The 12,238-nt window shown below is 56.0% G+C and carries 8 protein-coding genes, 1 tRNA gene and 1 pseudogene; 3 read left to right on the top strand and 7 right to left on the bottom strand.

Features of this window, described 5'->3' with window-relative positions:
- Window positions 1-73: 73 nt before the first annotated feature.
- The 7 genes and pseudogenes from Q0288_RS13750 to Q0288_RS13720 all read right to left on the bottom strand — a co-directional run bounded on the left by Q0288_RS13750 (window position 74) and on the right by Q0288_RS13720 (window position 8,286).
- A tRNA-Lys gene (locus Q0288_RS13750) sits at window positions 74-149 on the bottom strand.
- 143 nt (window positions 150-292) lie between these two features.
- Entirely contained in the window at window positions 293-2,710 is a 2,418-nt protein-coding gene (locus Q0288_RS13745; protein ID WP_299431415.1) for a cbb3-type cytochrome c oxidase subunit I, read from the bottom strand.
- An 18-nt stretch (window positions 2,711-2,728) separates the two neighbouring features.
- Window positions 2,729-3,760, bottom strand: a complete 1,032-nt coding sequence (gene coxB / locus Q0288_RS13740; protein WP_366914771.1) for a cytochrome c oxidase subunit II — start codon at window positions 3,758-3,760, stop codon at window positions 2,729-2,731.
- 228 nt (window positions 3,761-3,988) lie between these two features.
- A pseudogene (locus tag Q0288_RS13735) lies at window positions 3,989-5,848 on the bottom strand (heme o synthase).
- Between the two features lie 217 nt (window positions 5,849-6,065).
- Window positions 6,066-6,677 carry a DUF305 domain-containing protein gene (locus Q0288_RS13730; protein ID WP_299431409.1) on the bottom strand — a complete coding sequence of 204 codons (612 nt, stop codon included), beginning with the start codon at window positions 6,675-6,677 and terminating at the stop codon, window positions 6,066-6,068.
- A 333-nt stretch (window positions 6,678-7,010) separates the two neighbouring features.
- Window positions 7,011-7,964 carry a GntR family transcriptional regulator gene (locus Q0288_RS13725; RefSeq protein WP_299431406.1) on the bottom strand — a complete coding sequence of 318 codons (954 nt, stop codon included), beginning with the start codon at window positions 7,962-7,964 and terminating at the stop codon, window positions 7,011-7,013.
- Between the two features lie 76 nt (window positions 7,965-8,040).
- On the bottom strand, window positions 8,041-8,286 hold the full coding sequence (locus Q0288_RS13720; protein ID WP_299431403.1) for a tautomerase family protein: 246 nt from the start codon (window positions 8,284-8,286) through the stop codon (window positions 8,041-8,043).
- Window positions 8,287-8,698: 412 nt separating this feature from the next.
- On the opposite strand from Q0288_RS13720, the gene Q0288_RS13715 reads away from it, so the two are divergent.
- The 3 genes from Q0288_RS13715 to Q0288_RS13705 all read left to right on the top strand — a co-directional run.
- The gene (locus tag Q0288_RS13715; protein WP_299431400.1) at window positions 8,699-10,279 is read left to right on the top strand and encodes an ABC transporter substrate-binding protein; all 1,581 of its coding nucleotides are present in this window, start codon (window positions 8,699-8,701) and stop codon (window positions 10,277-10,279) included.
- Between the two features lie 273 nt (window positions 10,280-10,552).
- Window positions 10,553-11,497 carry an ABC transporter permease gene (locus tag Q0288_RS13710; protein ID WP_299431397.1) on the top strand — a complete coding sequence of 315 codons (945 nt, stop codon included), beginning with the start codon at window positions 10,553-10,555 and terminating at the stop codon, window positions 11,495-11,497.
- 28 nt (window positions 11,498-11,525) lie between these two features.
- On the top strand, window positions 11,526-12,238 hold a 713-nt coding region (locus Q0288_RS13705), incomplete at its 3' end, for an ABC transporter permease (protein WP_299431393.1).

Below are 12,238 nucleotides of genomic sequence, written 5' to 3'. Positions count from 1 at the left end.
TCTTCCGATCTAGGGTAGCACAGGCCCGCCGGTTCGTAAAGCCAAGCCCCCGGGACTGCACCGGGGGCAGGGGTGGTGGACCGCACAGGACTTGAACCTGTGACCAACCGATTAAAAGTCGGTTGCTCTACCAACTGAGCTAGCGGTCCCCGGTTATACCTGTAGTACTTCCGTACCCTTCAAGCCTTTGAGATTATAGGCAAATCACCCAAGGATGTCTATAGCGGAGGGCAGTCGGTGCAAAAAGCAATGGGTCGGCAGAAACCACCGACCCATTGGATCTGCAACTGCGTCACCAGATGTAGAAGATAACCACGATGAACAGCCAGACCGCATCTACCAGGTGCCAGTACATCGAGGAACCCTCGAGGGTTCCCTGTTCGTGGTTGTCAATCTTGCCCGCCAGGCCCTGGGCGTAGACCAACGCCAGCCCGGTGCCACCAATAAGTACGTGTGCGCCGTGCAGGCCCACAATAATCACAAAGGCTGCCACCCATAGTTGCTCCTGATAACTGTGGTGGCTAAAGAGGATAGCGAACTCGTAAATTTGCAGGAGAAAAAACACCGCACCCAGCATGATGCTGATGAGCATGCCGAGCTTGAAGGGAGAGAATTTGTTAGTGCGCAGGTCGTGGTGGGCATAGTGCACCACGAACGAGCTTGCCACCAGAAAAAAGGTGTTGAAAATTGCCAGCCACAAGGCTGGACGGTGTTCCTCTGGTGGTGTGGCAGCCCCAACGAGCCGCAGGTAGAAGTAACCCGCGATCAGGATACCGAAGAGGGCAATCTCCGAGACGATAAACCAGGCCATCCCGACCCAGGCGTTCGACTTGCCCGTGACGGTGTGGTGTACCACCGGATGGTCGTACTCCTTGCGCAAGGCCCACTTGAACAGGCTATAGAAGAAGACCACCAGGCCCACCGCCAGCCAGCCGCCCCAGCCTGCTACCCCGCCCACCGGGGCATTGCCCAGGTCGGGGGCCAGCGAGACCCCTATGCCCGCAATCAGCAGTCCTACCGCCGTCATGAACGGCCAGACCGTAGGTGCCGGTAGATGGATGGTTGCAGGATCTACCGGGGTAGGCTTCAGACCTTCCTTTTCCCAGTCGTAGAGCGGACGCTCCGACTTGAAGACAGTGGGGAATTGCACGGCAAAGTTGTAGGAAGGGGGCGGAGAAGAAGTGGCCCACTCGAGGGTGTGACCACCCCAGGGGTTGTCGGGGGCCTTGATGTTCTGGCGGAAACTTTCAATCACGGCCACTACCCAGGCCATACCACCCAGGGCCAGAATCACTGCACCCACCGTGGAAGCCAGGTTCATATCGTTCCAGAGGTAAAGACCGTCAGGGTAGGTGTAGTAGCGGCGCGGCATCCCCAGGAAACCCAGCACGTACTGCGGCAGGAAGGTAATCAGGTACCCCACCAGGAAGAGCCAGAAGTGCAGCTTTCCCCAGAACTCCGGGTACATTCGCCCGGTAATTTTGGGCCACCAGTAGTACAGGCCCGCGAAGGCCAGGAAACCCGACCCCGCCATCAGCACGTTGTGGAAGTGGGCTACCACAAAGTAGCTGTCGTGTACCTGGTAAGTGAAGGGGGCCACTGCCAGCATCACGCCGGTAATACCGCCCAGCAGGAAGTTGAACAGGAAGCCCATCACGAAAAGGAGTGGGGTCTTGAAATCGAGCTGCCCGCCCCACAAAGTTCCCAGGAGGTTGAATATCTTCACCCCGGTAGGCACCGCTACCAGCACCGTAAAAAACACGAAGACCATCTGGAACAGCAGGCTCTCGCCCACGGTAAACATGTGGTGCGCCCAGACCAGGAATCCCACCACCGCAATACCCACCAGGGCAAACACCATAAAGCGGTAGCCAAACACCGGCTTTCGCGAGAAAGTAGAGGCGATTTCGGCTGCGATGCCCAGATAAGGCAGGAGCATGATGTAAACCGCCGGGTGCGAGTAGAACCAGAAGAACTGCTGGAACAGCACCGGGTCGCCCCCGATAGCCGGGTCAAACAGGGTCAGGCCCAGCTTGCGCGAGAGTAAGACCGTGAGGCTGGCGGCAGTGATGCCCGCCAGGGCGAACAAGGAGAGCATGGAAGTGGCAAAGATGCCCCACACGAAGATGGGCATCTTCCACAGGCCCATTCCTTTGGTACGCAGGTTATAAACGGTCGCAGCAAAGTTAGCCGAACCCAGCAGACTCGACAACCCCAGCAACAAAACCCCCATCATGAAGAAATCGGTGCCAAGGCCGGTAGTACGCGAGAAAGGGTAGTAGAAAGTCCACCCCACATCTGGCGCGCCGCCAAAAAAGAGGGATGCGTAAATCAGTACCGCAGAGAACACAAACAGCCAGGCCGCAAAAGCGTTGATCCTCGGCAGAGCCACATCTCGTTCGCCCAGCATCAACGGCAACAGAAAGTTGCCCAGCCCCGCCAGCCCCGCCGGGATGATGAAGAAAAAGAGCATAGTGGCCCCGTGCAGGGTGAGCATCTGGTTGTAGGCTTCCCCCACCAGAAACTGCTGCTCGGGGCCTGCCAGCTGCCAGCGAATCGCCACGGCCATCAGGCCGGAAAGCCCAAAGGCTACAAAAGAAGTGACCAGGTAGATCATCCCGACTTTTTTATGGTCGCTGGTGATCAGCAAATCCCAGACCGAAGCCCAGAAACCCAGGCGGGAAGTACTTTGTGGAGTTGCTACTGCCATATCTACTCAAACCTCCCGTCAGTATTTCTCCAGCTTGCTGAAGTCGAGGCCATCTACCCGGTGGCTCATCATGTAGGCCGCGATAGCCTTTACATCGTCATCGGAAAGGTTGGGAAAGGCTGGCATTTTGACCCCGGGCTTCATACCGGGGGAATTTTTGATCCAGGGCTCGAGATACTCGGGCCTGTTCGGCCACATCCCTGACCCCACCGTGGTACGGTTGCCAAAAAAGGTAAGGTCGGGGTTGTTGATGGTGCCTTCCGAAACTCCCCGGATGGTGTGGCAGGCCGCGCACTGCTGTCTGAACAACCCTTCACCCCGCACCAGGGCAGGATCGGTTGGAGCGACAGCCTGATAAGCAGCCGCCCCGGCGATCCATCGGTCGAAGTCTTCTTGCGAGACCACCTTGACCCGGAAGCGCATGTTGGAGTGCGATGCCCCGCAAAGCTCTACACACTGTCCGTAGTAGCTGCCGATTTTCTCCGGCGTAACCGAAAGACGCGTGACCACCCCGGGTATAGCATCCACGGTACCCACCATACTGGTGATCCGGAATGAGTGAATCACCTCTGGGAATTCCCTGGTTCCACTGGTAATTTCAAAGGTAACCGGCCTTCCAACCGGAAGAATTAGCTCGCTGGAGGTTCGCACCCCCGTCTCTTTATAAACAAAATCCCACCAGAACTGCCAGGCCCGCACCTCCACCACCATTGCACCTGCTGGAGGGCGATCCAGCTTGAACATGCTCTGGGCGGTTAGACCAAAGATCACCAGCACAATTACAGTGGGAATGACCGTCCAGATAACCTCGAGGCGGTCGTTGCCGTGGGTCTGCTCGGGCTCGCTGGTTTCCCTGCCGGTGCGGCGAAACTTGACGGTCACATAGACCAGGGCGCCGGTTACACCAACAAACACCAGGGCGGCAAAAGCCAGCACCCAGGTCATCAGACCCACCACTTCGCGATTGTATGCCGAGGCTTGCGTGTTCCAGATGTTTAGGGTATAGCCCCCCGCCTGACCTGGTTCGGCAGCCAGAACCAATCCCAGCATGAACAGAAGGATCAAACCTATACTTCGTTGCAGCATTCGTACATCCTCCCTTGTACTTACTTTGGCTATTCTAACGGTAAAATACTGGAAGCAGTCTAGGTAGTCTCGCTTTCTAAAACATTAAAACCCGGTGGAGGGGCGTATCCTGGCCGCTCATAAAGCAACACCCTATCTCGCCGGGCAGTCCAGGGTAGACACTTTCTCTTTCAGCACAGGCCCGGTCAGCGCTCAGGACACCCGCATCCACACTGCCCTATCTACTGCCATGGCAACAAAGAGCAGGGCTAGATACAGCATCGAATACTTGTATAGCGAAAGTGTCCAGCCACGCTCCAAAGTCTGGTACAACCGCAAGCTGCGCATCAGTAACAGGCCATTGAGTAGCAACGCCGACACCAGGTAAAACCAGCGCAGTTCTCCCATTAGCACCGGAATCAGGGCAACTATAGCCGTCAGGATGGCATATAGGCAGATCTGGAGGGCGGTTTCGCGCTCCCCCCGCACCACCGGCAGCATGGGAATGCCCACTGCCGCATAATCGTCTTTGATCAAGAGTGCAAGCGCCCAGAAATGTACCGGCGTCCAGAAGAAAATAATCAAAAACAAATACCAGGCAAACAGACTCAAATCCCCGGTTACGGCTGTCCAGCCCACCAGAGGCGGAAAAGCCCCGGCGGCCCCACCAATCACAATATTGCTCCAGAAGCGGCGCTTCATGTACAGGGTATAGATCAGCACATACCAGACCAGCCCTGCCACCGCCATCAGAGCAGCGATCAGATTGGCTCCCCACCACAGGATCGCGAAGGATGCTGCCATCAGCACCAAAGCGAATACCGTGGCGTCCCGAGAGCTGATCTTATCGGTAACGGTGGGGCGCTGAGCCGTACGCTTCATACGGGCATCTATGTCGCGGTCAATGACCATGTTAAGGGCGTTGGCCGAGCCAGCCACCATGTAGCCTCCCACCAGAACCACCGTAAATAGGCCAAAGCCGGGCCAGCCTCCAGCTGCAATAAACATGGCCATGATTGCTGTGAATAGCAGCAAACTAATCACCCTGGGCTTGGTTAGCCAGAAGTAATCTAGCCAGGTTGCACGATCGGAATCAACGGCAGAAACCACCATAACAGTTTACCTTGCCCCAGAGACCGCAACCGCTCGAGGCTCTGCTCGATGCCCCAGACTCAGGGCTGAGACCGTGAGCAACAACCAGCCTATCCACAGCACATCGGAAAGTAGAAGATGGGGCAACTGGGTATAGAGCGGCGCTCCTTGCCACACGTTAGCGAACCCCACCACAATCTGCAACCCTATCGTTACCCCGGCAACCAGCGCGATTAATCCGGTGTATTTGCTGGGTCGAAGCCGGGCCACCACCACTGCCACAGCTAACAAAAAAACACTGGTTAAGACGGCGAGAAATGGATGGTAGATGCGGAGCTGCACCAGAAAATGCTCCCCAGGGGTAAGGGCACGGCTCACCGCTTCTGCCGAGCCAGCCACCGGAAATAGGGCATCCCCCAAAGAGGTCAAAGCACCCGACGCTGCAACCAGTAGTATGCCCACAAATCCCAGGGCCAGCGCCCAGGAGACCACACCCTGGCCCGACCAGACCGGGCGGTGCAGGGGGTGGCTTGACCACCAGGCTCCCAGGGCCATGAAGCCAATCAGAAACAGGGTATTGATCAGGTGAATGGGGGCTACAACCGCCCTGGCGATGCTGGCATCCTCCCCCACCAGCCTGAACAAAACCAGCCCTGCACCCAACAAACTCTCGGTAATCATGAAGAACATTGTGAGGCCCATGCCCAGTCGGGCAAGATGCCCTTTCGGGAAGATCCGGCGCGACCAGACCAGGAGCCCAAGCGCCATCAGGAGCGCCATACCGCTGGTTACTCGGTGGAAATATTCGATAAAGGTCTCGTAGCCCACAAATGTCGGAAGAATCTCCCCTTTGCAGGTAGGCCAGTAGGCTCCACAGCCATCTCCAGAACCCGTGGCCTGTACAACATCACCCCAGAGGATGACCGCCAGTGTAAAAACAACTGCGCCCCAGGCGAAGAAAGTAAAACGTTGGTTTGTCATGAGTGAATGTTCCCCCTCGGGATATGGGCATTATTCTGCCAGAACCAGACAGGATACACCATAAGGACATTTGTCCCTGGCGAGGAAGGGGCGAAAGTTATGGGGCGAACCCTGAATTCTCCTCGGGGTGGTTACTACATCATGCGCACAGGCTTACACAACCGAAAGGCAGCCGAGTAGCGGTTTTCAACATCGGAAAAGATCCCGTCGAACCATACTAATGCCCATGTATGGGCATAGCACTGGGATCAAAAGGCAGTTTCTGTCCGCCGCGCTCTTGTAGCCATCGTTCCATCGAACCAATCTCGCCAGCCTGGCTCTTGCCCATAGCCTCAATCAGGCGGCGAGGGAGGCCCTGGGTTTTCACCTCGGTCAGCCCTTGCTCGATCATGGGCAGGGCGCCCTGGTGGTGGCGGATCATCAGTTGCAGGAATTTGGTCTCGGCAGCACGACCCTGCAAAATCAGCAACTCGGCGATTTCTTGCTGAGAGGCCATTCCCATAGCGGTAGCGGCCTGGGGGCTGGGGCGCTCAAAGCCAATGGTCAGTTGCCGCCACAGCGGTAGCCAGCCGCGCATCTGGGCAATCTGGGCCTGCTGGGTCTGGGCCACATCCTGGGCAAAATAACGCAGGTTTTCGTCGGCAGCTCGAGGCTCTAAAATACCGGCCAGCTCTACCGCCTGGGCATGGTGGGGAATCATCTGTAGGGCAAAGCGGCCCTCGGGAGTGAGGGGCTGAGCCAGCAGGAGGCCAACAGCAATCAGGGCCAGCCCCAGCAAGCCCCACTGCAACGAGCGGCGCAAGGGAGAAGCAGACATAGGTACTTGCATACGATTGATTCTAGAGCACGCTTCATGAAGATGTTTTCTTCGTCTTGCCGTGCGAGGGGTGGCATACTATGAACCCTTCGGGAATGCTGCCCTTTTCCATCAGCCGTTCTAAGTGCGCCTACGATTGAATTGTGCGGTTTTGGTTGTACCGGATCTGCATCTGGACTTGCCCGGGCGTATCTTAGAGCGCCCTTCACAAAGATTGAGCCCTCCAGGGTAAAGAATCCTCTGTCCCAAACAAGACCGTTGCGGCCCGGACGGGCGGCAAGGTCTGTGAAGTGCGCAATAGAACCCAGCGCTGGATCGCAACGTAGATTTCTGAGGTGGAGATACTTAGACCGGCACCGCCGACATCATAGGTTCCAACACCTTACGTAAATGCCTGAGGGAGTCCATGGTGATGTTGAACTCCAGCTCGAGTTGCTTGGCCTTGGGAACCCGGCACTGCTCGATAGCCTCGCGTACCCCAAACGAGTAAATCACGGTATCGAGGTCAGGCAAGGCCCGTTTGAGTAGATCGGTTTGGCCCGGCAAAAACAAGCGCACCGTCTTGTAGTCAATGGCAGTGTGCTGGCGAACATAGCCCAGAAAACTATTGATGTTGCGCTCCTCGGTGACGATCGCATAACGCTTGTAGGGTGGCAGATCGTGCAGCCCTTCCAGAGTGGATTGAGTGATTTCCGCGGTAATGCCCAGCACTGTGCTGGGAATGCCCTGATCGAGGAGCGCTTTTTGCACTCTGGGCACAAAGGTCACGAAGGAAATCGCATAGTAAGCACGCTCAAAGGCCCTTAGCAAATCGGGCTTTTTGCGCTCGAGGTCATCGAGCGTATACGGCAAGACCTCGATACCCGACTCGGCAAAGTGCTTACTCAACACAGCGGCGTATTTTTCAGCATGGGGGCGATTGATGGAGAGAAACAAGACTGGAATGGGGCCGCCCTGCGTAGCCAGGAACATGTTAAAGTGCTGCCGAACAGTAGCTATATCAAAACCCAAAGCCCTCGAGCGCTCGAGGGCTTTGGCCAGGGCATCGTCCAACAAGGCTTGTCGCAGGGCAAAGTCCTCAGCAGGCGCGGAAAGCCGCCTTACATAGTTGCCCCGCCCCTGCTGGGCATCCACAAAACCCTGGGTGCGCAGTTCGCGGTAGGCCTGCACTACTGTTCCTGCATTAACTCCCAGTTGTTTGGAGAGTTGCCGCACCGAGGGCAACTGCGAACCCTCGGGCAGGCGCCGGCTAATGATCAAATGCCGAAGCTGGTGGAAAATTTGAAGGTAGATGGGCATACCTTCGTTTTCAGTTACGAGCAGAGGCAGCTCCATAGATCCAAATCCACAATACTACCAGGCTGTGGGTAGGGCTTTACTTACGTTTACTTGGTTTCTTTTCATCTTTAACTAGAGCTGCAGCCTCGGCTTCCTGCTGCTTCTTGATCTTGTCGAAGGTCACCCCCCCACGGCCCCAACAAGTCATTTCCAACTCATACAGCAACACTTGTACCCCTTCGCGTTTGGCTCCATTCTGCACCAGCACTTCGGTGATGCCAGCGATGATAGCATCACGCTGTTCTTGTGGACGTTTAGCGATTTCAACCCGTACAATGGCCATTTTTTAGCCTCCATAAGTCGCTGGGGTTTCCAGTGAACTCTACCCGCATAAGCTGTATTGCTGTACTGGTACAGTTGAAGTGTAGGCCACCCGCCCTTGATTGTCAAGCCCGGGATTGAGATATAAGTACTTTTAGGTAGTAACCATTTCGACTTGCTGGGCATTTATTTAAGAAAACACTGCTGTTCAATAAAATCGTTCTTGTACCAATTCTTTCATGCTAGATTCCTTCGTGGATGGCAACGGAGATAATGCCAGGTTGGGCTGCGTTCAAATCCGCCAAGGTATTGACACATGCCCTGCAAACTACATATGATACTAACTGTACTGGTACAACCAAACACTTTTTGGGCATATGCCCTCTGGTTACACCTTAAGCTCGAGGACTCTGGTTCAGCACAAGGAGTTTGGTATGAGGAAACAACTAGCGGTGTTGGTAAGTTTGGCGCTTTCTCTGGGGGGCCTGGCTCAAGCACAACAAGCCGAGCAGCCTCAACGGGGAGGAACCGTACAGATTGCCCTGCAAACCACGCCGGGCTCGCTAAACCCGGTGCTCCCTGCCGAATTGGCTTCAAACATCATCAACTGGACCATGTTCAGCCCACTCACGGTGGTTAACCCCTATACCAACCAGCTCGAGCCCTACCTGGCCGAACGCTGGGAAACCAATGCCAATCTCACCGAGTGGACTTTTTACATCCGTCGCAATGCCTTCTGGCACGATGGCAGGCCGGTCACCTCCGAAGATGTCAAGTTCACTTTCGACAAGATTCGTGACCCTGAGGAGGGTGCCAACAATCTCCCCGATTTCCGTCGTGTACGCGAGATTCGTACCATTGGCCCTTATGCGGTACGAATCTTCCTCACCCAGCCCGATGCCTTCCTCGACGATCGTCTCTCACTGGGTGGCAGCGAAATTCTGCCGCGCCACATCTTCAGCCAGTTCCGCCGACTTCGCGATGCAACCGAGTACAACAGCCGCACCCCCATCGGAAGCGGACCTTTTAAGATGAAGCGTGCGGTGCCGGGGCAGTTCTTCGAGCTAGAAGCCAACCCACAGTTCTTCCTTGGCCGCCCCTACCTCGACGGACTGGTATTCCGCGTAGTACCCGATGGCAATACCCGCGTAACCCAGGTACTGGCAGGCCAACTCGACTGGATCGAGATGGAGCCCACCCAGATTCGCGCTGTACAGGGTAATCCCCGGGTCAAAACTACCAACTTCGATACCTTGCGCTACCAGATTTTTGCCTGGAACCTCAAAAATCCGCTCTTCCAGGATCTCAGAGTACGCGAGGCCATGGTTCACGCCATAGATCGCCGCAGACTGCTCCAGACCGTGACCCCAGGTTTCGGCTATGTGGATGATGCTTTTGTACCCAAAGCCGTGACCTGGATTCCACGCCCCAACATCCAATTCCGCGAATTTAATCCCCAACGGGCCCGTCAACTGATGGCTGAAGCAGGCTGGCGACCCAATGCCCAGGGCATTCTGGAGAAAGATGGCAAGCCCTTTGAGTTCAAGATTCTGGTAGACCGGGGCAATACCCAGCGCGAGCAGATTGGCCTTATATTGCAACAGTTTTTCCAAGACATCGGGATGAAAGTCACCTACGATGTGGCGGAGCGGGGTGGGCGCTGGATACAGGAAACCCAGCAAGGCACCTTCGAGACCCGTCTGGCCGAGTTCCTGATGCCTAATATTGACTGGATGCAACGGCTCTTTAGCTCGGTGGGACAGAACAACTCGCAGTTTTATAACAACCCACGCGTAGACAACCTGCTGGCCCAGATGCGTTCTACACCCAACCGCGCCCAACACGCCAATTTCATGCGGCAAATCCAGGAAGAACTCTACGCCACCTTCCCCAACATTCCGCTGTACTTCATGGAGCGCATCCTGGCCACCAACGCCCGCCTGCAGGGCTTCCCCGCAGCCAATATCAAGGACGCCATGCCCTTCATCCACCGGGTCTGGCTGCGTAGTAACTAACCAAAGCTGTTCTGTGGAGTGCATCTTAAGCTACAGCTTGTCTGTGTATGCGCTCTGCAGAACGAATTTTGTGTAATAAATATCTCCATGTAAGGAATTTTGATACGCGCACAGAGACCTGATACCAGAGCTATGCCGATGCAAAACCCAAAAGGCATCTTGTAAAGGCCGTAACCGAAATTTCTATCGTGGGCACACCCAGCAAACACCCAACCTCAGGCTTGGAACAGTAACTTTCTAAGCCAAGAGCCCTTCTATCAGGAGTAAGCCACCGTGTTCCAGTACTTGGTCAAACAAGCTGCCGCCAGTGTTTTGGTACTGCTGGTAGTGGTCACCATCACCTTCTTCTTAATAGGTCTGGCTCCCGGCGGATTGGGCCTATTGGCCGACCCCAACATGGATCCTGAGGTACGGGCCAACATCCAGCGCAATCTGGGGCTCGACCAACCCCTTTATATGCAGTACCTCAACTGGATGAGCAACATCCTGCAAGGGGATCTGGGCCGTTCATTCACTTTCAACCGGCCTGTGCTGGACATGATCTTAGAGCGCCTATCCGCCACCCTCTTATTGGGCGCAGCAGCCTTGCTGATTACGGTGGTGGTTGGGTTTAGTGCAGGGGTGATTGCAGCCCGCTTTCCCAACTCACTGCTGGATCAGGTGTTGAGTTTTATCAGCTTTGTCCTGCTGGCTACGCCGGGTTTCTGGTTGGGTATTCTGCTAATCATCGTGTTTGCAGTGCTGTTGGGCTGGCTGCCAGCTGCCGGTATGCAAACTGTCGGCAAGTCATTCGATATTGCTGATCGGCTGTCTTACCTGGTCATGCCCGCCATCGTATTGGCCGCCGGAACAACCGCAGAGCTGATGCGCTACACAAGGTCGAGCTGGCTCGAGATCATGAACCTCGACTATATCCGCACCGCCCGTAGCAAGGGCTTGGCCGAGCGGGTGGTGCACAACAAGCACGTATTGCGCAACGCGCTGATCCCCATCCTGACCATCTTCGGGCTCTTCCTGCCCCGTTTGATTGGAGGCGCCGCTGTTACCGAAACCCTCTTTGCCTGGCCGGGCATGGGCTCAATGGCAGTAGCGGCTGCCGTGGCCCGTGATACGCCGCTGGTGCTGGGGATTACCATCTTTATCTCGACGGCGGTGATTCTCAGCAACCTGCTGATTGACGTGCTCTACTCGATTATTGATCCCCGAATTCGCTACTAGAGCATGTCGCCCCGAGGACACACTACCGATGATTGCAGTTACCCCTACCACCAAACCCAAGAACCGTAGCCTCTGGCGCATCTTTTGGCGAATGTTGGCGCGCAACCGCATGGCGCTGTTTGGCTGCGTGTTTTTGGTGCTGATCGCCGCCCTGGTGATTTTTGAACCGCTGCTACCCTTGCCCAATCCCAACCGGATTGATCTGCTCAATACCTACGCACCCCCCAGCGCGAAAAATCTTCTGGGAACCGACGAAAACGGACGCGATGTATTTGCCCGTTTGATTGCCGGGGGGCGCGTTTCGCTGGCAGTGGGCTTGAGCGCAGCCGTACTGACGGTGCTGTTTGGTGCGATTGTGGGACTGGTCGCGGGCTATTTCGGTGGCCTGGTAGACCGCGTTCTGATGCGCTTTACCGATGGGCTGCTCTCGATTCCGGTGTTTTTCTTGTTGCTGGCAGTGGTGGCCATCTGGGGCGGAGGGCCGCTGGTGCTCATTCTAGCCCTGGGGTTGACCCGCTGGATGGGCACTGCACGGCTGATTCGCGGCGAGGTACTGCGTTTCAAGAACATGGAGTTTGTCACCGCTGCCCAGAGCCTGGGTGCCAGCGACGGGCGCATCATGCTCAAGCATCTGCTGCCACAAGCGGTACCGGTGCTGATTGTCTCGACTTCGATTGGCGTAGGGAATGTGATGCTCTACGAAGCAGCCTTGAGTTTCCTGGGCTTGGGTATCCTGCCGCC

Origin of the sequence: uncultured Meiothermus sp. (assembly GCF_937863175.1) — a bacterium.
GTDB lineage: Bacteria > Deinococcota > Deinococci > Deinococcales > Thermaceae > Meiothermus.
This window is presented reverse-complemented; position numbering and strand designations above follow the sequence as displayed.